Genomic DNA, 18,107 nt, shown 5'->3' on the forward strand with positions numbered 1-18,107 from the left:
CTGTGACGGCCGGACGTCCGGGGGGGTCCGGCATGTGAAATGGTCGAGGACCGGGCTGGTCCGGCTGTGATGATCACCCGGTGATCGATGAACAGAGGACACGGCCCGTCCTGGTGGGCGACGAACGCGCCACCTTGACCAGCATCCTGCAGCGGCAGCGGGACACCCTGATGATGAAGTGCGCAGGCCTGAGCGAGGAACAGCTGCGGATGAAGGCGGTGTCCCCGTCGGGGCTGAGCCTGCTCGGGTTGGTGCGCCACCTCGCGGAGGTCGAGCGCGGCTGGTTCCGCAACGTCCTGGGCGGCGAGGACGTACGCGGCTACTTCCCGAAGGACGAGGCCGGGGAGTGGACGGAGTTCCACGTCGACGACGCGGACGCGGCCCGGTCGTTCCGGATCTGGGAAGAGACATGCCGACGGTCGCGGGAGATCGTGGAAGCCGCCGAATCCCTGGACGTGACGGGGCACTTCGGCGACCAGTCCTACTCACTGCACTACGTACTCACCCACATGATCGAGGAGTACGCCCGCCACAACGGGCACGCGGACCTGCTGCGCGAGGCGATCGACGGGACGACGGGGGAGTAGCCCCGCCGCCGCGGCACGACACCGCCTAGAGCCGGGTGGCGGTGATGCGGTCCACGGAGTCCAGGGCGGCCGGCCACGGGAAGTGGGACGGGACGTCGGGGCCGGCCGGGCCGGGGACGAAGCCGTTGTCGCCGTAGAGGAGCTCGACACCGGCGCCGCGCAACGTGGCCAGCGAGATGTCGAACTGGGGGTGGGCGGCGAGCGCGGCGTTCGTGCAGGGCATGGCGACCGTGGGGGTGTTCTTGCCGAGGGCCTCGGCAGCGACGCCGACGGCGAAGCGGTCGGTGAGGCCCAGGGCCCAGGCGTTGATGGTGTTGAAGGTCGCCGGGGCGAAGAGGAGGGCGTCGGCCACCGGCCATACGTCGGCCTCGCCCGGGAATTTGTACTGCCAGCGCACCGGATGACCGGTGAGGGCGGCGAGTCCGTCCAGGCTTTCCGAGACCCAGTGTGCGGCGGTGGGGGTCAGCCCCAGGCAGACGTCCCAGCCGCGGGTCTGGGCGTCTTCGACGACGTGGGCGACGTCGAAGACGGGCGGGGCGGCTGAGCAGAGCAGGTACAGGGTCTTCGTGGTCATGGGGCCAATATGATCATATTGCTTGACCTCAAGTAAGGTTGAGGCGGCATGATCAAGCCCATGGACATCGAAACGGACATCGAAACGGACATCGAAACGGACATCGAAATGGACATCGAAACGGACATCGAAACGGACATCAAGGCGATCGAAGAGGTCGTCGCCACAGTCGAGCGCACGCAGCGGGCCAAGGACGCCGAGGGTTTCCTGGCTCTGTTCCATCCGGACGCGCTGTGGACGACGGCACATGGGAAGGTCCTCATCGGGTTCGAGGAGATCGCCGCCTTCACGCGGGCCGTGTTGCCGGCGGCGAGTTGGGACGGGGAGGTCACCTACGAGGTGGTCCACATCCAGTTCCTGCGGCCGGACGTCGCGGCGGTGAAGGTGCGTCAGGTCTACCACGGGGCCGACGGCGCCGGCAGCGAGGGTGCTCCGCTGTACGTGATGACCCGCGAGGCGGACGGCCCCTGGCTGCTGACCGCCTGCCAGAACACACAGGTCGCGGCGGATCCGGCCTGAGCGCCAGTTCTCCCGGGCGCGGGTGTTTCAGGCGTCCTGGCTCTCATCGCGCTGGCGGACGAGCTCCTCGACCGCGCTCGGGAGGGTCGTCTCGAAGTCGATCAGCTTTGCCCAGGTGGGGGTCACGACGATCCGGACCATGCCGTCGTAGAGCGAGCGGATCTCGGACTCCCACACGACCCGCTGCTCGGCCGTCATCTCGTACGTACTGTTCGACTGGAGGAACTCCTCCGGGATGCCCTCGACGACGTCCAGCTCGGCCCGACCGCGGATGAGCAGGATCTTCGGCGGGTGCACCTCGGTGTCGATCGTCAGGGCCACCGCCGGGTTGTGGCGCAGGGCCGGCAGCTTCGGTGCGTTCTTCGGTGTGCACATGACGATTTCCGTGCCGTTCCAGACGAACGCGATCGGAACGGCGCGCGGTGTGCCGTCCTTGGCCACGTAGGCCAGGCGGGTCAGGTCACGGGCCAGGAGTTCCCGGCTGAGCGGACGGTTCAGGACCTCGCTGATCTCGCTCGGCTGCACGGTCGGACCCACCTTCCAGTGATCGTCGGCCAGCACCACCCGGACCGGCAGATCTCAGGCGTTTCCACCATGTATGGGGTGGGGAGGGAGCGGCCAAGATATCTCCGGTGGCCTCGCTCTGTCACGTGTGACGACCGGTGCGCGCGTCCCATCGGCCGCTGCGCGCCGAAACCTCGCCGGTGGGGGAGAGTGGAGCTGTGGTCGACGTCGACGCGGTGGCAACCGAGCTGTACGGGCTGAGGCCGGAGGAGTTCACGGCAGCCCGGGACGCGCACGTCGCCGAGGCGCGCAAGGCGGGGGAGCGGGACACGGCGAAGCGCATCGCGGCCCTGCGCAAGCCCACCCTCGCCGTGTGGGCCGTGAACCTGCTCGCCCGCGCCGACGCGGACCAGGCCCGGCGCCTGCTGGAGCTCGGCCGGGAGTTGCGCGGGGCGCACCGGACCCTGGCGGGGGAGGATCTGCGGAAGTTGTCGCACCAGCAGCATGTGGTGATCGCGGCGATGGCCACCGAAGCCCGCCGTCTGGCCGGCGACGCGGGGCAGGAGGTCTCCGAGGGCGTTCAGCGCGAGGTCGAGCAGATCCTCCGCACCGTCCTCGCCGACCCCGACGCCGCCGAAGCCTGGGCGCGGGGTGTGCTGGCGAAGGCCCCGCCCCAGGTCGTGGGCTTCGCCGAACTGGCACCCGTAGACGTGCCCGGCGCGGGGCCGCCACGGAAGCGACGAAAAGCCGAGGTCGAGGTCGAGGCCAAGGAAGCCGAGGCCGAGGCCAAGGAAACCGACACCCGGGCCGAGCAGGCGCAGGCGCGGGCCCGCGCCGAGGCGGACCGGACGCACCGGGAGGCGGAACGGACCGGGGAAGCGCTCGCCACGGCGGAGTCGGCGCGGGCACGGGCTCGCGCCGGGCTCGGCGCGCTCGACGAGCGGATCACGGACCTGCGGGCCCAACTGGACCGCGCCCGGCAGGAACGCGACGGCCTCGCCGCCGCCGCGGAGGAAGCCGATCGCCGTCACCAGCAGGCCGCCCGGGAGGCGAAGGCGGCGCGAGCGGAGGCCCGGAAGGCCCAGCGCGCCCTCGACGCCGCCATCGGCGGTACACCGCGCACTCGGCGCTGACCGCGGGCCCGTCAAAGGGGGCCCCGGCCGACGAGCCGCCCGACCATGCCCTCGGACGGTCCCGCGGCGAACTGACCACCAAGATCCACCTGGCCGCCGACAGCCGCTGCAGGCCACTGGCGTTCGTTCTCACGCCGGGCCAGGCCGGTGACGCACCAGCGTTCGTGCAGGTCATGACCCGCTTACGAGTGCTCCCGGCCGGTCGGCCGTCCTAGGATCACCCCGGACGTCGTCCCGCGGACAATGCCTACTCGTCCTGGGCGATCCGGCGTCATCTGCGGCGCCGCGGAATCCGGGCGGTGATCCCGCAGCCGGCCGGCCGGGCCGCCAACCGCAAGCGGCTCGGCAGGCTCGGCGGCCGCCCTCCGGCCTTCGACCGCGAGGCCTACAAGCAGCGGAACACCGTCGAACGCCGCATCAACAAGGTCAAGCAGTAGTGCGGCCCGGCCACTCGCTACGACAAGACCGCCCCCATCTACCTCGCCGGACTCCACCGCGCCGCCATCTTCATCTGGTCAGCCAGGTCATCCGAAGGAAACGGCCTGGAGGACGGGCCACCATTCGGCCCCACTTTCGTGACCGACGGGAGGGTCGTGCTGTTGGGAGGGCGTCCATGCCGCGCTACCTGCGGCGGGTCCAGCTTTCAAGGAGATCTCCATGTCGCGTTTCGCAAAGTCGGTAGCCGTAACCCTCGCCGCCGGTGCCATGGTGGCTGGGGGTGCCGGGATGGCCGCCGCTGACGCCGTTGCCGAGGGCGCTGCCATTGGCTCTCCCGGCGTGCTGTCCGGCAACGTCGTCCAGGTGCCCATTCACATTCCGATCAACCTCTGCGGCAACACCGTCAACGTCGTCGGCGCTCTCAACCCGGCGTTCGGCAACACCTGCATCAACAACGGCGGCGGCTTCAAGGACAGCCACCACAAGGCCGACCACAACGGCGAGTACTGACAGCACCACCCGTCGCCCTGCTGAGGGCACGGTGCCGGCCGTAGATCCGCCAGCTTCGAAAACCAGCCGCTGGGCGACCGCCCTGTAAAAACGTCCTCCCCACCCTCCAGGGGAGGACGCGGGCGTACCCGAGCGGTCGCCGGACCGCGCGAGAGCGCCGCCGACACCTAGGTCGGGTCCGGGGCCGGTCTGCCACGACCGGCCCGGACCTCACACGGCCCGGATGCGGATCGCGAGCCCGCACCTCAGTTCGGGGATCTTGCCGTAGTGGCGGCTGTGGCAATCAACGACGATGACGCCGGAGGCCGCTCGGCAGGGTAAGCGGGCGGCGCCGCCCCGTACCGCGGGCACAACTCGCGGCCGACGAGCTTGGCGGGTGATTTTGTCCGGGTCGCCGTTCACGTTGCACACGGCCCAGTCGAAGCGACCGGGGGCATCAGCCGCACCGACACCCCCCTCCCATCCGGACAGCGCACAGCGAACGGTCCTGTCGGCAGGATCTGGGCGTGTCCTGGCAGGCCTCGGTGGCGTTACAGGAATGCCGCGGTGTTCCTTTCGGGGATGCCGTTGCGTGGCAGGGAGCCCGACGGACACGGGTACGGCTCCCTGCCCATCCACGTCCTGCCAGAAGGCGGTGGCAGTCCGCGCTGTTTGCGGCGCCGGTCGGCCACGGGACGCCATCGGGGACCGAGTTGAAAGAACCGGCCCGGGCTGGCGGCAACGCTGTGACTGGGTCCGATACCTGCGAGGCGATGCCTGCCATGACCGATTCCTCACCTTCCCCACCATGCCGCGCCGCGCATCCCGAGGACCGCTCGGCGTGTGACGGCCCCCCAGACGCGGTGCTTGCCGGCGACGTCGCCGGCGCAACCGGCACCATCGAAAACCTCCACACCACTGTGCCCGCCGACCCGGTCGCAACGCGCCGGATGGACCGGCTGCGCCACGCGGTCAGCATCACCCGCTGGCGTGTGGACGGCATGACACGAGACCGGCTGCTCCTCCTTGCCAGTGGTCGGCTCCCGGCATGCGAGCGCGACCTGGTCCTCATCGCCGATGCCGCCGACGTCACCGTCGACTGGCTACTGCACGATTGAACGACGGCAGTATGTCCGGGCGCCCGGGCCGGGCGGGCCGCGGCTCAGACCGGTGTGCCGCGGTTTAGACGTCGCCCCGTGCGGTGGAGCATGGCCGAAGAGGCATCGGCCTACGCGGCAGCCGTGGCGGAGCCCATGGGATTGGTCTGTTTCGACGTGCAGGAGAACCGGCTCAGGCCGTAAGCAGGGCCGCCAATCGGCGGTAGCCGATGAGGGCTGCGGCTATACCGACGAAGGCAAGGAAGTGTTCGGCCTTGCGTTCGTAGCGGCGGTGGAGCCTTCGGCACCCGGCCAGCCAGGACACGGTTCTCTCGACCACTCACCGGTGTCGGCCCAGCCGCTGAGAGGACTCGACGCCCTTGCGGGCGATGTCATGAAGATCTGGGACGGCGAGGACGACCCAGACGAGCAGGAGACTCCTCGGTGGGGAACGCAGTGGATCCCCTTCTCCGCTCGCCGCCCTCACCCGCTTCAGGTCCTGCCTGCTCGAACGCGGTGCGGCAGCGTTCAACCTGGTCGGTCACCTGCTCCATGAACCACCGCATGATCTCGTAGGGGACGACGTACTCGTCGTGACTGTGGATGTGGACCGTCGGTTCCACATTCGGGTCCTCGTCCGGGACGAGCGCCATCAAGAAAGCAGGGCCGGGCAAGTGGGTCACCCCGGCGTCGGGGTTCTCGGCGCCCCTGGCCGGTGCAGGCACCGCCTCGCTCAGCTCCACAGACCAGGCATCGTCAGGCAAGGCGTAGTGGAACAGGACGGCGTAGTGACGGCCTGCATGTTCTCGCAGCTCCCATGGCATGTCCGCAGGCTGCCACAGCCGCGGTGTCGGAGTCTCGCGGGTATCCCCACACGGCGTGCGTGACCGTGAGGCGACCCCGCGGCGGGACCCAGCGGCGGGGCAGGGCGACGGACTCTTTCGCGTCCTTGGGCCGGCTCACCGTCTTGACCGTCAGGTTCAGGTACCTCTTCGCACAGGCCACGAGCTGTCCGGCGTAGGTCGAGTCGGCCCAGGCGATCGTGATCCGCGCGGGGAAATCCGCGCGGTCATCCCGCAGCCGTCCGACCAGATCGGCCATCGCCAACGGCGAGGCCGTCACGGCGGCCGCCCGACCGGCATCGACCGCGGGCCTCCAGGCAACCCCGCGGTCCGGCGCGCCCCTTACTCGGCGCTGAGTCGGCCGCCGATCCACTCCAGGGCCGGCGGGATCTCACGGTTCCAGGTGTTGAAGCTGTGTCCTCCGCGGTCGAGCGTGATCGACGAGACGCGGGCCGGATCCTTCACCGCCTTGATGAACTGCTGGGTCGGCTTGTAGTTCTCCTCGCCCCGCAGTGAGGTCGTCACGAGGAAAGAGGACGCGCCCTGCGGCCGGTTGGCGAGATGCCACAGCAGGTCGGATCGTTTCTCCTCGTCCTTGTCGCCGTGGAAGAGATCGCCGGAGTCCTGGTCGATCTCCGGCTTGTAGTCCGCCGAGAGGCCTACCCCGGCCGCGTAGGTCTCCGGATGCTGCACCGTCATCTTCAGGGCGCAGTAGCCGCCCGTGGAATCGCCGATGATGCCCCAGTTCCGCGCCGCGCCGCCGACACGGTACGAACTCGACACGGCTTTGGGGAGGTCCGTACCGAAGAAGGTCTCGCTCTGGGGGCCGCCGCCGCGGACGTCGACGCACTGGGTGTTCTCGGCCGAGACCGTGGGCCGCATCATCACCAGGATCATCGGCTGCGCCTTCTTCTCCTTGGCCAGGGTCCAGGCCGTCTTCGGGTAGCGGAGCCCCTTCAGCAGGTTCTCCGCCGTGCCCGGGTAACCCGTCAGGACCACGGCCGCGGGGAACTTCCGCTGCTCGTTGCCCTTCTGGAAGTACTCCGGCGGCAGGTACACATAGGCCTGGGCGGCCCTCCCGGAGTGCTCGCCGTGCAGGTTCACCTTCTCGATCACACCGCTCACCAGCGGATTCCCGCCACCGGGCACGCCCGGAGCCTGGCGCCCCAGCACCTCCGCGGCCACCCCGGGGCGCACGGCCTCCTGGCGCGCCCGCCCTGCCAGGTCCGCCCAGGAACCGTAGATCAGGAGGCTGCGGTTGGCCGCGAGCGCGACCGAAGCGAACAGGAACACTTGCACGAGGACGAGCAGTCCCGCGCGCCCCGCCACCCGTCCCCGGCTGCCACGGGCCAGCCGTGGCCAGAGCCACACCGTGGCCGCGAACGTCAATGCCGTGCAGAGCACGACACACAGCAGGAGCGCACTACTTGTCAGACCCATGGATCAGCGGAACCCTCTACGACGTCTCGATCCGGACGCAGCGGTCCAGAGCACCGCCAACCGGTGCGCACCAGGCTAGAGAGGTGCTGGGGCCGAAACGTTCCACTGAGCGGCGGCGGAGTCTGCGATCGGAGCCCGTGGTCGGAGTCAGCCGCAGCCGCATCCGCCGCAGCCCCCACCACATCCCCCACCGCAGCCTCCGCCGCAGCCGCCCGTGGTGGAGTCCGAGTTCTTCGACTCCGCGCGTGCCCGCTCCTGTTCCCGCCTCCTCTCCTCGGCCAGGCGTGCCGCCTCCCGGACGGCCTCGCGGTACGAGCGCCGGGCCGGCTTCCAGCCGCGCAGCCCGTGCCGGCGGCGCGGGAGCAGCGAGGCGGCGGTGACGTACGAGACGAGGCGGGTGCCGCCCTCGTAGACGGCGCTCCCCAGGACGACCTCGGCCCCCTCGTGCGGGGCTCCGTACAGGACCGCCTCGAAGGGTTCCGCCTGGGCGTCGATGTCGTGGTGGGCCGTGCGCAGGGTCCGTTCGGAGCCGGAGAGGAGGACCCGCCGTCCGGCGAGGACGTCCCGGGCCCGTGCCCGGTGGGCGATCAGGGGAGGCCCGGCCGGGGTGTCGGCGTCCGAGTGGAGCCAGTGGTGTCCGGACCGGGAGATCCGTACGCCGACCAGGAGCGCGGGCTGCGGCCGGCCGTCGAGGCGGCGCGCGGCCAGGCGGCGGGCCAGGCCCCGGCCGAGCACGGTCGTACCGGGGACCAGGAGCACGAGGGCGAGCATCTGTAGGCCCCACGGGTCGTACGGGTGCGCGCTGCCCGACGCCCGCACTTCGAGGAGGGCGCCGACGGCGAGGGCCGCGGCGGCCCCGAGGCAGCACGCGGAGCCGATGGCGATCCCCGTCAGTCCGCGGCGCCGGTGTGCGGCGGGCAGCGGGTCCGGCAGCGGGAAACGGGCGGGTCCGGCTGCGGCGAGGGCGAGTTCGCGCTGACGCCGGCGGGCGTGGAGACGGGCCAGCGCCCCGGTGAACGCCCAGGCGGCGAGGGCCAGGACCAGGCCGTGGCCGACCGCGCCCGCCGCGTGGTCGGCGGCGGGAACCGCACGGGCGGCGTCCACCGCGAGGACGGGTGAGGCCACCAGGGTGGCCATGGGGAGGGAGCGGAACCAGAACGGCAGGGCGATCAGCAGGACGCCCATGGCGTAGCCCCGCCAGTCCTCTCCGTGCTCGGGCTCCACGTCGGCGAGCGACGTCAGCACGATCGACAGGACGACCAGGCCGCCGAGGAGCCGGCCTCCGGCGACGGGAGCGAACGCCGCCGGGACGCGGGCGCGGAGCCAGCGCCCGGCGTTGTCGACGCCCCACGCCATGACCCCGCCCTCCGGTATCGCGGCGGTCGGCACGTGCTTGACGTAGTCGGTCACGGCGCCAGTATGGGAGCGCCGTGCCGCGGCCCAGAAGGGGCGGCCGCGGCATGGAATCGCTACGGCCGCTTCCTGGCCGGCGTCGGGACCGGGGCGGGGTCGCTACCGCGGGGCGGACCGGGGTCAGGCGTCGAGCACGGCGAGTTCCAGCTCGTCGAGGCGCTCCGGCTCCGCGACGACGTCGATCTCGGTGATCAGGCCGTCCTCGACGGCGAAGCGGAGCACCAGGAACAGTCGTCCCAGTGGGGCCATCGCCAGGCCGACCACACCGTTGACCAAGGCGGGTTGCGTGTGCTGCGCGCGCTGCATGGCGGCCATCGCGCCGGTGGCGACGGTGACGGCGCCGGTGAAGAAGAGGGGGGCGGGGGTGGGGCCGACGGCCTTGTCGGCGCGGAGCACCACGTCGGGGTGGAGCAGCGAGACCAGCGCGTCGAAGCTGCCGCCGCGGGTGGCGGCCAGGAAGGCGTCCACGACACGGCGCTGGCGGCCGAGATCGGTCTCGGACACCAGCGGGACCCCCTTGACCCGGCGGCGGGCGCGGCTCGCGAGCTGGCGGGTCGCGGCCGGGGTCTTCTCGATCAGCGGGGCGATCTCGTCGAAGGGCACGGCGAAGAGGTCGTGCAGCACGAACGCCAGCCGCTCGGCCGGCGCGAGGGTGTCGAGCACCACCAGCAGGGCCAGCCCGACCGAGTCGGCGAGTACGGCCTCCTGCTCGGGGTCGACCGTGTCCTCACGGCTGACGACGGGGGCGGTGGGGAAGGCCTCGATGGAGTCCTCGCGCCGGGACTCCCGGGAGCGCAGCATGTTCAGGCACACGCGCGACACGACCGTGGTCAGCCAGCCGCCGAGGTTCTCGACCTCGCTGATGTCGGACCGGTCGAGCCGTAGCCATGCCTCCTGCACGGCGTCCTCGGCCTCCGCGAGCGAGCCGAGCATCCGGTAGGACACCGCTCTCAGATGAGATCGGTGCTCTTCGAACTGCTCGGTCAAACCGGAACGGTCGTCCACGGGGTCACCTTCCTTCCTCACGGCCCTCACAGCGGATCCTCAAAATAGATCATGAGGAAATCACCCGGGTGAGGGGGGAGTTGGGCCGGTGGTCGGATTCCGTCCCGCCGGGACCGGTCAGCGCGGGGCGGGGCGGGCCGCGACGCGGGCCACCGCTGCCGGACGACTGCTGGATAATGGTGGCGAACAGCAGAAGCACCGGAGACGCCGGGGACACGTGGTGGTCCGGCAGGAGAGGGAGCCCCCGATGGAAGCGCAGCACTTCGAGCGGATCACCGCGTTCATCGAGGCACGGCTCACCCCGCTGTTCGACGCCGAGACGGGCAGCGAGTACGGCTTCGGCATGGACGACACCTCCCGTGCGCTGCGCGCGCTGCGCAACTCCGTCCTGGAGGCGTCCGCCGTCAAGGGCCTCATCGAGCAGCGGGCGACGGCCGAGCCGGCCACGCGCCGCGTCATCGACCAGTCGGTCGAGCACAACTGGGACGTGCTGCGCGGCATCGCCCGCCAGTGGGAGGACCACGCCGACTTCCGCCACGAGTTCAAGCACCACGCGTGGGAGCTCGACCACCACCACGCCGCCGCGGAGGCCTGAGCCCCCGGCGGCCTCACCGCGGCGGCGGTGTGCGGACGGCGTGTTCGGCGCGTTCGGTGCGTTCGGCGATGACCGCGCGCAGGCGCGCCGCCGCTGCCGCCGCCTCCTGCGGCGACGGCGACAGCACACCGTGCTCGGTCATCAGCGCGTGGAACTGCTGCTGCTCGTACGGCACTCCGGGCGGCAGCGCCGCGATGTGCCAGTGGAGGTGGGTGTTCCCCTGCTGGCTGCCGAGGGAGTACAGGTAGGTCCGCTCGGACGCGTAGAGCTCCTCGACCGCGAGGGCGATCTCGCGCACCACGAGCATGATCCGGGTGTACGCCGCCGCGTCCAGATCGCGGACGGCGTGCTCGACGTGTGCCTTCGGCGCCACCAGGACCTTGCCCGGCAGCGTGGGCCACCGGTCGAGGAAGGCCACGTGGTGCTCGTCCTCGAAGACCGTCTCGTGCGCGTACTCCGGGTCCCCCGCGAGGAACGCGCAGACGAAGCACGGCCCGCCGCGCGCCCGCTCGACGTACCACCCGAGGTCCATGGCCGCGCGTTCCACCGGTCCGGGTCCGGGTCCCGGTCCCGGAGTCGGATCCGCGGCCAAGGCCTAGCCCGCCGTCTTGCGCGGGGTGGTCTGCTGGACCGCCCAGCCGTTGCCGTCCGGGTCGGAGAAGTAGACGAAGGAGCCCCACGGCAGGTCCTGGATCTCCGTCACCTCCACGCCCCGGCCGCGCAGGTCCTCGTACGCCTCCTCGATGTCGGTGACGACGACCTGCATGTTGTCCAGCGATCCCGGGGTCATCCGGGTCAGCCCCTTGCCGATCGCGATCGAGCACGCCGACCCCGGCGGGGTCAGCTGCACGAAGCGGATGTCCTCGCTGACGGTGACGTCGTGGTCGGCGTTGAAGCCGAGCTTCTCGTAGAAGGCCTTGGCCCGGTCGACATCGGTGACGGGGACGGCGACCAGTTCGAGTTTGATGTCCATCACGGCATCATGCTCCCGGCACCGGTGCCGCGCCGCCCGAGGCCAGGTCGGCAGGCGTGTCCGCCGCCGCGAACTGCGTGCGGTACAGCTCCTCGTACCGCCCGCCCGCCGCCAGCAGCTCGGTGTGCGTGCCCCGTTCCACGATCCGGCCGTCTTCGACCACGAGGATCAGGTCCGCCGCCTGTACGGTCGACAGCCGGTGCGCGATCACCACCGCCGTCCGGCCCGCCAGCGCCTCGCCCAGCGCCTCCTGCACCGCCGCCTCCGAGGTGGAGTCCAGGTGCGCGGTGGCCTCGTCGAGGATCACCACCCGCTGCCGGGCCAGCAGCAGCCGCGCGATGGTCAGCCGCTGCCGTTCCCCGCCCGACAGCCGGTAGCCGCGCTCACCGACCACCGTGTCCAGCCCGTCCGGCAGCGAGGCGACCAGCCCGTCGAGGCGCGAGCGCCGCAGGGCCTCCCAGACCTCCTCCTCGGTGGCCTCCGGCCGGGCCAGCAGCAGGTTGGCCCGTACCGACTCGTGGAACAGGTGCCCGTCCTGGGTGACCATGCCGAGGGTCTCGCGGATCGAGTCGGCCGTCAGGTCCCGTACGTCGATCCCGCCGAGGCGCACCGTGCCCGCGTCGGCGTCGTACAGCCGCGGCAGCAGCTGCGCGATCGTCGACTTGCCGGCGCCGGACGAGCCGACCAAGGCGATCATCTGGCCGGGCTCGGCGCGGAAGGACACCTCGTGCAGCACCTGCGTACCGCCCCGGGCGTCGAGGGTGGCGACCTCCTCCAGGGAGGCGAGCGAGACCTTGTCGGCGGCGGGGTAGCCGAAGGAGACCCGGTCGAACTCCACGGTCACCGGCCCCTCCGGCACCCGGCGGGCGTCCGGCTTCTGCGCGATGAGCGGCTTCAGGTCGAGGATCTCGAAGACCCGCTCGAAGCTCACCATCGCGCTCATCACCTCGACGCGGGCGCCGGCGAGCGCGGTCAGCGGGGCGTACAGCCGGGTCAGGAGCAGGGCGAGGGCGACGACGGAGCCGGCGTCCAGGGAACCGCGCAGGGCGTAGAACCCGCCGAGCCCGTAGACGAGCGCGAGGGCCAGGGCCGAGACGAGGGTGAGCGCCGTGATGAAGGCCGACTGGGCCATCGCCGTACGGATCCCGATGTCCCGCACCCGCGCCGCCCGCGCCGCGAACTCCGCGGACTCGTCGGCGGGCCGGCCGAACAGCTTGACCAGCGTGGCGCCGGGGGCGGAGAACCGCTCCGTCATCTGGGTGCCCATCGCGGCGTTCAGCGCGGAGGCCTCCCGCTGCATCGCCGCCATCCGCGCCCCCATGCGGCGGGCCGGCAGCACGAACACCGGCAGCAGCACCAGCGCCAGCAGGGTGATCTGCCAGGAGATGCTCAGCATCACGGTGAGGGTCAGCAGCAGGGTCACGGTGTTGGAGACCACCCCCGACAGGGTGTTGCTGAAGGCCCGTTGGGCGCCGATCACGTCGTTGTTCAGCCGGCTGACCAGCGCCCCCGTCCGGGTGCGGGTGAAGAAGGCGACCGGCATCCGCTGCACGTGGTCGAAGACCGCCGTCCGCAGATCCAGGATCAGTCCCTCGCCGAGGGTCGCGGAGAGCCGGCGGGTCAGCAGCCCCAGCCCGGCCTCCGCGACCGCGATCAGCGCGATGAGCAGGGCGAGCCGGGTGACGGCCGCGCCGTCCCGGCCGTCGACGATGGCGGTGACGACCCAGCTGGCGAGCACCGGGGTGGCCACCGCGAGCAGCGCGGTCACCACGCTCAGCAGGAGGAAGAGGGTGAGCCCGCGCCGGTGCGGGCGGGCGAAGGCGGCGACGCGGCGCAGACCGGCCCGGGAGAGCGGGCGACGGTCCTGCTGGGCGTTGATCGCGCTGTGCAGCGAGGTCCAGGCGGTGACTTCCATGTCCATGACCGGAACGCTAGGACCTCAACTTGACCTGAGGTCAAGGTTTCGGTGCCGGACCGCCCGCAGGTGTCGCCAACTCCGCCCCGTACGAAGGATTTTCGTCTTCCGTGTCCACTGTCGGTGCCCGGTGGCATCATCGGTCCATGACGCAGGGATCCGAGTCCGTACGCTTCGGCAAGCGAACCGCCGACACCGTCCTGCACCGCTTCGAGCAGTGGGCCCGGGACACCCCCGGGGCCCACGCCCTCATCGCCGGCCCCGAGAGCCTCACCTACGGGCAACTGGACGAGCGGGCCGACCGGCTGGCACACCGTCTGCTCGCCGCCGGCCTGCCGCCCGGCGGCCTCGTCGCCATCGGCACCGCCCGGCAGGCCGAACTGGTCGTCGCCGTCCTCGCCGCCCTCAAGGCCGGCGGGACGTACGTGGTCGTCGACGCCGAGACCCCGCTCACCGGGCAGCGCCAGCTCACCGCGGCCGATCCCTTCGTCCTGCTCACCCATCTCGCCCACCGGGCCGCCCTCGACAACGGCAGCGGCCTGAAGGTGATCCGCCTCGGCGCGGAGGCCGGCGGGATCGCCGGACAGCGCGGGGACCAGCCGGCAGATCGGCCCGAGGCGCAGGCGCCCGCGCTGCCGTCGGCCCCGGCGGCCGGCCACGGCGCCGCCCTGCTGTTCACCGGGGCGGCCGAACCGCGCGCCGTCCCCGTCAGCCACGGCCTGCTGCTCGCCGCCCACGACAGCTGGGCCGAGGTGGCCCGGCTCACCCCGGCGGACCGGCACCTGATCACGGCCGGCACGGACGTCACCGCCTTCGCCGCGGGCTGGACCGGCGCGCTGTGCTCGGGCGGCGCCCTCGTCCTTCCCCGGCAGTCCCCCTGGAAGCCCGACGACATCCGTGCGGCGGTGGAGGGCGAGCACGTCACCGTCCTGCACACCGACCCGGCCACCGCCCTCGACCTGCTGAGGGGCGAAGAGGGGCCGGGCACCGCCTACCGTTCGCTGCGGCTGCTCGCCGTCTCCGGCGACCGCCTCTACCTCGACGACCAGGCGGCCCTGCAGGTCCTGCTCCGGCCCGGCGCCCGGGTGCTCAACGTCTACGGGCTCGCCGAGAGCGCGGGCACCGGCGCCTGGTTCGAACTGCCGCAGCTGCCCCGCCCGCTCGACGACCCGGAGGAGCTCTCCCTGCTCGGCACCCCCTTCCCGGGCCACCGCGTCGAAGTCCGCGACGGGCAGATCCGCCTCACCCCGCCCGGCGCCGGTGACGCGATACCCACCGGCGACCTGGGCCTGCTCCGCGAGGACGGACTGCTGGAGTTCGGCGGCCGGCTCGGGGACCGCATAACCCTGCCCGGCGGACGCTCCGTCCACCCCTACCCGATCGAGTCCGCGATCCGCAGCCACGAGGGCATCGGCTCGGTGATCGTGAACGGGGTCGACAGCGCACGCGGCCCGCGCCGCCTCGTCGCCTACGTCGCCCCGCCCACCGGCGGCTCCTCGGCACGCCCGGCCGCCCCACTGCCCGACATCGAGGAGCTGCGCGAGCACCTGTCGGGGAAAGTGCCCAGGGAGGAGACCCCGCGCACCGTGATCCGGCTGCGCGCCCTGCCCCGCAACCGGGCCGGCCGGGAGGACCGGGCCGCCCTGCCGCTGCCCGTCCTGCCCGCCGCCAAGGCGGTGGCACGCGGCGGGAGCACGTCCGGGAAGTACGGGTCCGCCCCGGCCGGAGAGTCACTCCCGGCCTCCTGCGTGGGCTGCGGGGGAGTCGGCCTGGGCTTCGTCGCCCTGATCCTCACGAATCTCCTCTGGCCCGGATCGACCGACCTCACCGGGGTGCCGCAGCCCTGGGCGTTCCTCTTCTCCGTCCTCTACCTGTTCGAGTGCGCCGCCTTCGGCGTCGGGGTGGTCTTCCTCTTCGGGGGCCGCGCCCGGATGCGGAGCCGGGGCCGCGGCCGCCGCATCACCGCGGCCGCCCATGTGGCGGTGTCCTACCTCCTGCTGGCCTGGTGGCCGCAGGACAACCTCTACCGGCTGGCGGCCAAGCAGGACTGGCCGCGGCAGGCCGCGCTCGTCTACTCCTTCAACATCCCCCTGATGATCGCGGGAGCCGTCGTCGCCGCCTACCTCGTCGCGAAACCGGCCGATCCGTTCGACTTCGACGAGGACGACGACTGAGTGGTCGGGGGGCCCGCGGGCGGCCCGGGCTATCGGGTGAGCGTGCCGAAGTCCGCGCCGACCGCGCGGGCGCCGGCCCGTACCAGGGCCTCGGCCGCGTCCAGCGTGTCCCTGTCGTGCGCGGCCACCAGCACGCCCAGCCAGGGCTCCGGTTCGAACGCCCCCGTCGGGATGGCCGGGACGAACACGGCCCCGAGCCCCGCGCAGCCCCGGGCCAGGCCCGCGCACAACTCGTCCAGCTGGGCCTCGGGCAGCCGCGCGCCGAGCTCCACCCGGTCGGCGATCCGTACGAGGTGCCCCGCGCCCCGCAGCACGTCGAGCCGGGCCGCCACCATGAAGGCGACGGACGGTCCCGTCAGCCGCAGGTTCGTCTCGGTCGGTGCGAGCCGGCCGGCGCCGTCGGCGACGAAGTCCACGTCGAACCAGCCCCGGTAGCCGGACTCCGCCAGTTCCCGGCCCACCGCCGCCCCGAAGGCGGCGAGCGGCTTCTCCGCCCACGCGGGCACCACCCCGGGGCCGACCGTGGCGCCCCGGTAGCAGCCGTCCGTCACGTCCATCACCGCCCCGCCGACCTCGTGCACCCGGCCCTCCCCGTCCACGAATCCGTCGTAGGTGAGGTCTCGCGGACCCTCGCCCTCCGCCGGACCGGCCACGTACTCCTCCACCAGCAGCGGCCCGCGCGGCAGCCGCCGCAGCACGGCGCGGGCCCCGCCCACGGCCCGGACCCGATCGGGGGTGACCACCGTGGTGCCCGAACCCCCGACACCGTGCTCCGATTTCAGAACAGTGCTCTCGCCCGCCCTGGTCCGGGCCGCCAGCAGCCGGGCCGCCGCCCACCGGCCGGCGGCCGGCCACTGCGCGGGGAGCACGATCCCGGGATGCCCGCCGTCCGCCAGGATCCGCCCGAACAGCGCGTGCGCCGCGGACTTCGACTCGTAGCGCAGCTCCCCCTCCCGCCACGGCCGGCCCGCGAGCCGGCCGAACGGCCGGGTCCGCCCCCACGGTACGAGGGGCAGCCCGGCCCCGGTCAGCAGCGCGGCCAGGGCCGGCCGGGCCCGTGCGGCATCGCACAGGCCGGGATCCCCTTCCGCCAGGCCGTCGTACACCTCGACCTCCGACCAGCCCAGCTGGCGGCCGACCAGCTCGGTCCAGCCCTTCGGGACGGGTCGGGGCAGGAGCAGAGCGGCCGGGTCCGGGCTGTAGAAGGCGGCCAGGCAGGCGTAGTGGTGCGCGGCCGCCTGACCGCGGTCGAGGGAGGCGTCGGCGAACTGCGCGTTGAACTCCGCCACGTTGCCCACGTGCACGGCCCGCCCGCCCCCGGTCCATGCCCGCGCCCAGCCGGCGAGCGCGACGGGAGCCGCCTCGAACCGCACCAGGGCCGTCGCGTCCTCCGGAGCCGTCGCGTCCGTCGCGTCCTCCGGAGCCGTCGTGTCCGCCGGAGCCGTCGCGTCCGCAGGACCGGCCACCGCCACCGCCCCCATGGCCCGGTAGAACCCGGCCGCGTGCGGATCGGCGTCGATCACCAGCCGGCGCACCCCCAGCTCCACGGCCCGACGCAGCGCGTCCCGGTACAGCAGCCGCCCCACGCCCTGCCCGATCGCCGACGGTTCGACGAAGAGCAGTCCCAACGCGGCCAGCGGGGGAGCCCCCTCCAGGGAGGCGACCCCGACGACCTCCCCCCGCCCGTTCTCGGCCACGACGATCCGGCGGGCCGTCACCTCGCCGGGGCGGATCCGCAGTTCCGGCGCGCACGTGGCGAGGAAGCCGGCGCCGTACCCCCAGTGCGCCTTGGACCGCATGACCAGCTCGGTCAGGCCCCCCGCCTCGACCGCCCGCGCGGCCCTGACCTTTACCATTTCCTGACCTCCCCATGGTCCGCCGCAAGGCCGTGCGATAGATTCGGCCTCCCCACGGCACATACTTTCCCACCCACGCGGAGACAGGCTTCTCAATGAGCGACATCATCAACGGGCTTGGCCGCACCAGCGCCTACGGCGCCCTCGGCCTGGTCCTGCTGATCCTCGGCATCGTCCTCGTGGACGTGCTGACGCCCGGGAAGCTTCCGAAGCAGATCTGGGAGGAGCGCAACCGCAACGCGGCCCTCTTCCTCAGCTCCGCGCTCCTCGGCATCGGCGGCATCGTCTTCACCTCGATCTGGACGACCTACCAGGACTTCGGCAAGGGCCTGGCGTCGACCGCGGCGTTCGGCGTGCTGGGCCTGCTCCTGATGGCGGTCGCCTTCCTGGTGCTCGATCTGGTGACCCCGGGCAAGCTCGGCGCCATCGTCGTCGACCCGGAGCCCCACCCGGCGGTCTGGGTCTCGGCCGCCTGCAACCTGGCCGTGGCCGCGATCGTCGCCGCCTCGATCGCCTGACGCGGAGCACCCGTACGCGACGAGAGCGCCGCTCC

At 72.3% G+C, this 18,107-nt stretch carries 18 protein-coding genes and 4 pseudogenes; 10 read left to right on the plus strand and 12 right to left on the minus strand.

The window, feature by feature from the left end; translation table 11 throughout:
- The first annotated feature begins 80 nt into the window (after positions 1 to 80).
- Positions 81 to 587 carry a DinB family protein gene (locus IF88_RS0134155; RefSeq protein ID WP_030721621.1) on the plus strand — a complete coding sequence of 169 codons (507 nt, stop codon included), beginning with the start codon at positions 81 to 83 and terminating at the stop codon, positions 585 to 587.
- 25 nt (positions 588 to 612) lie between these two features.
- Here the strand turns inward: IF88_RS0134155 and IF88_RS0134160 are convergent, their stop codons facing one another.
- Entirely contained in the window at positions 613 to 1,161 is a 549-nt protein-coding gene (locus tag IF88_RS0134160) for a flavoprotein (RefSeq protein WP_030721623.1), read from the minus strand.
- 108 nt (positions 1,162 to 1,269) lie between these two features.
- Between IF88_RS0134160 and IF88_RS0134165 the strand changes: the two genes are divergently transcribed.
- Positions 1,270 to 1,680, plus strand: a complete 411-nt coding sequence (locus tag IF88_RS0134165; RefSeq protein WP_037808100.1) for an SgcJ/EcaC family oxidoreductase — start codon at positions 1,270 to 1,272, stop codon at positions 1,678 to 1,680.
- Positions 1,681 to 1,707: 27 nt separating this feature from the next.
- Here IF88_RS0134165 and IF88_RS0134170 read toward each other — a convergent pair whose 3' ends face one another.
- Entirely contained in the window at positions 1,708 to 2,205 is a 498-nt protein-coding gene (locus IF88_RS0134170) for a pyridoxamine 5'-phosphate oxidase family protein (protein WP_030721629.1), read from the minus strand.
- Between the two features lie 197 nt (positions 2,206 to 2,402).
- On the opposite strand from IF88_RS0134170, the gene IF88_RS0134175 reads away from it, so the two are divergent.
- From IF88_RS0134175 to IF88_RS0134190, 4 genes and pseudogenes are all read left to right on the plus strand, one after another.
- Positions 2,403 to 3,317, plus strand: coding sequence for a hypothetical protein (locus tag IF88_RS0134175; protein ID WP_051838025.1), 915 nt, complete (start codon positions 2,403 to 2,405; stop codon positions 3,315 to 3,317).
- Positions 3,318 to 3,367: 50 nt separating this feature from the next.
- Positions 3,368 to 3,832 (plus strand): annotated as a pseudogene (locus IF88_RS48600) (transposase); the annotation flags it as partial.
- A gap of 142 nt (positions 3,833 to 3,974) precedes the next feature.
- Positions 3,975 to 4,265, plus strand: coding sequence for a chaplin (locus tag IF88_RS0134185; RefSeq protein WP_030721635.1), 291 nt, complete (start codon positions 3,975 to 3,977; stop codon positions 4,263 to 4,265).
- Between the two features lie 761 nt (positions 4,266 to 5,026).
- Positions 5,027 to 5,362, plus strand: coding sequence for a hypothetical protein (locus tag IF88_RS0134190; protein ID WP_158754749.1), 336 nt, complete (start codon positions 5,027 to 5,029; stop codon positions 5,360 to 5,362).
- Between the two features lie 172 nt (positions 5,363 to 5,534).
- Here the strand turns inward: IF88_RS0134190 and IF88_RS45930 are convergent.
- The 3 genes and pseudogenes from IF88_RS45930 to IF88_RS48605 form a co-directional block, all read right to left on the minus strand.
- Positions 5,535 to 5,732 (minus strand): annotated as a pseudogene (locus IF88_RS45930) (transposase); the annotation flags it as partial.
- Between the two features lies 1 nt (position 5,733).
- Positions 5,734 to 6,165, minus strand: coding sequence for a hypothetical protein (locus IF88_RS0134200; RefSeq protein ID WP_234323798.1), 432 nt, complete (start codon positions 6,163 to 6,165; stop codon positions 5,734 to 5,736).
- 76 nt (positions 6,166 to 6,241) lie between these two features.
- Positions 6,242 to 6,388: pseudogene (locus IF88_RS48605) on the minus strand (IS5/IS1182 family transposase); the annotation flags it as partial.
- Between the two features lie 3 nt (positions 6,389 to 6,391).
- On the opposite strand from IF88_RS48605, the pseudogene IF88_RS49715 reads away from it, so the two are divergent.
- Positions 6,392 to 6,487 (plus strand): annotated as a pseudogene (locus tag IF88_RS49715) (IS5/IS1182 family transposase); the annotation flags it as partial.
- 38 nt (positions 6,488 to 6,525) lie between these two features.
- Here the strand turns inward: IF88_RS49715 and IF88_RS0134205 are convergent.
- The 3 genes from IF88_RS0134205 to IF88_RS0134215 all read right to left on the minus strand — a co-directional run bounded on the left by IF88_RS0134205 (position 6,526) and on the right by IF88_RS0134215 (position 10,041).
- Positions 6,526 to 7,623 carry an alpha/beta hydrolase gene (locus tag IF88_RS0134205; protein WP_030721643.1) on the minus strand — a complete coding sequence of 366 codons (1,098 nt, stop codon included), beginning with the start codon at positions 7,621 to 7,623 and terminating at the stop codon, positions 6,526 to 6,528.
- A gap of 147 nt (positions 7,624 to 7,770) precedes the next feature.
- Positions 7,771 to 9,033: a hypothetical protein gene (locus tag IF88_RS47465; RefSeq protein ID WP_051838026.1), complete on the minus strand. Its 1,263-nt coding sequence runs from the start codon at positions 9,031 to 9,033 to the stop codon at positions 7,771 to 7,773.
- A 123-nt stretch (positions 9,034 to 9,156) separates the two neighbouring features.
- Complete coding sequence (locus tag IF88_RS0134215; protein ID WP_030721649.1) at positions 9,157 to 10,041, minus strand: sigma-70 family RNA polymerase sigma factor; 885 nt, start codon at positions 10,039 to 10,041, stop codon at positions 9,157 to 9,159.
- Between the two features lie 247 nt (positions 10,042 to 10,288).
- Here IF88_RS0134215 and IF88_RS0134220 point away from each other — a divergent pair, with 247 nt between their 5' ends.
- Positions 10,289 to 10,636, plus strand: coding sequence for a hypothetical protein (locus IF88_RS0134220; protein ID WP_030721652.1), 348 nt, complete (start codon positions 10,289 to 10,291; stop codon positions 10,634 to 10,636).
- A 13-nt stretch (positions 10,637 to 10,649) separates the two neighbouring features.
- Here the strand turns inward: IF88_RS0134220 and IF88_RS0134225 are convergent, their stop codons facing one another.
- The 3 genes from IF88_RS0134225 to IF88_RS0134235 all read right to left on the minus strand — a co-directional run bounded on the left by IF88_RS0134225 (position 10,650) and on the right by IF88_RS0134235 (position 13,530).
- A complete protein-coding gene (locus tag IF88_RS0134225) occupies positions 10,650 to 11,168 on the minus strand; it encodes an HIT family protein (protein ID WP_051838027.1) in 519 nt (172 codons plus the stop codon).
- A gap of 63 nt (positions 11,169 to 11,231) precedes the next feature.
- Positions 11,232 to 11,609: a VOC family protein gene (locus tag IF88_RS0134230; RefSeq protein WP_030721658.1), complete on the minus strand. Its 378-nt coding sequence runs from the start codon at positions 11,607 to 11,609 to the stop codon at positions 11,232 to 11,234.
- Between the two features lie 7 nt (positions 11,610 to 11,616).
- Entirely contained in the window at positions 11,617 to 13,530 is a 1,914-nt protein-coding gene (locus IF88_RS0134235) for an ABC transporter ATP-binding protein (protein WP_051838028.1), read from the minus strand.
- A gap of 140 nt (positions 13,531 to 13,670) precedes the next feature.
- Here IF88_RS0134235 and IF88_RS0134240 point away from each other — a divergent pair, with 140 nt between their 5' ends.
- Positions 13,671 to 15,698: an AMP-binding protein gene (locus IF88_RS0134240; protein ID WP_030721664.1), complete on the plus strand. Its 2,028-nt coding sequence runs from the start codon at positions 13,671 to 13,673 to the stop codon at positions 15,696 to 15,698.
- A 29-nt stretch (positions 15,699 to 15,727) separates the two neighbouring features.
- On the opposite strand, the gene IF88_RS48610 is transcribed toward IF88_RS0134240, so the two are convergent.
- Positions 15,728 to 17,554 (minus strand): GNAT family N-acetyltransferase, encoded by a 1,827-nt coding sequence (locus tag IF88_RS48610; RefSeq protein WP_063754880.1) that lies wholly within the window; start codon positions 17,552 to 17,554, stop codon positions 15,728 to 15,730.
- Between the two features lie 95 nt (positions 17,555 to 17,649).
- Between IF88_RS48610 and IF88_RS0134250 the strand changes: the two genes are divergently transcribed.
- Positions 17,650 to 18,072, plus strand: coding sequence for a DUF350 domain-containing protein (locus tag IF88_RS0134250; RefSeq protein WP_030721670.1), 423 nt, complete (start codon positions 17,650 to 17,652; stop codon positions 18,070 to 18,072).
- Positions 18,073 to 18,107 lie beyond the last annotated feature (35 nt).

This window comes from Streptomyces sp. NRRL F-2580 (assembly GCF_000720115.1).
Taxonomy (GTDB): Bacteria; Actinomycetota; Actinomycetes; order Streptomycetales; family Streptomycetaceae; genus Streptomyces.

Bases quoted from the DNA above. Each gene is read 5' to 3' on its own strand.
- IF88_RS0134200 (WP_234323798.1), bottom strand. From the start codon at position 6,165: ATGCCATGGGAGCTGCGAGAACATGCAGGCCGTCACTACGCCGTCCTG.
- IF88_RS0134240 (WP_030721664.1), top strand. From the start codon at position 13,671: ATGACGCAGGGATCCGAGTCCGTACGCTTCGGCAAGCGAACCGCCGAC.
- IF88_RS0134185 (WP_030721635.1), top strand. From the start codon at position 3,975: ATGTCGCGTTTCGCAAAGTCGGTAGCCGTAACCCTCGCCGCCGGTGCC.
- IF88_RS0134230 (WP_030721658.1), bottom strand. From the start codon at position 11,609: ATGGACATCAAACTCGAACTGGTCGCCGTCCCCGTCACCGATGTCGAC.
- IF88_RS0134165 (WP_037808100.1), top strand. From the start codon at position 1,270: ATGGACATCGAAACGGACATCGAAACGGACATCAAGGCGATCGAAGAG.
- IF88_RS0134225 (WP_051838027.1), bottom strand. From the start codon at position 11,168: ATGGACCTCGGGTGGTACGTCGAGCGGGCGCGCGGCGGGCCGTGCTTC.
- IF88_RS0134190 (WP_158754749.1), top strand. From the start codon at position 5,027: ATGACCGATTCCTCACCTTCCCCACCATGCCGCGCCGCGCATCCCGAG.
- IF88_RS48610 (WP_063754880.1), bottom strand. From the start codon at position 17,554: ATGGTAAAGGTCAGGGCCGCGCGGGCGGTCGAGGCGGGGGGCCTGACC.
- IF88_RS0134205 (WP_030721643.1), bottom strand. From the start codon at position 7,623: ATGGGTCTGACAAGTAGTGCGCTCCTGCTGTGTGTCGTGCTCTGCACG.
- IF88_RS0134235 (WP_051838028.1), bottom strand. From the start codon at position 13,530: ATGGACATGGAAGTCACCGCCTGGACCTCGCTGCACAGCGCGATCAAC.
- IF88_RS0134160 (WP_030721623.1), bottom strand. From the start codon at position 1,161: ATGACCACGAAGACCCTGTACCTGCTCTGCTCAGCCGCCCCGCCCGTC.
- IF88_RS0134220 (WP_030721652.1), top strand. From the start codon at position 10,289: ATGGAAGCGCAGCACTTCGAGCGGATCACCGCGTTCATCGAGGCACGG.
- IF88_RS0134250 (WP_030721670.1), top strand. From the start codon at position 17,650: ATGAGCGACATCATCAACGGGCTTGGCCGCACCAGCGCCTACGGCGCC.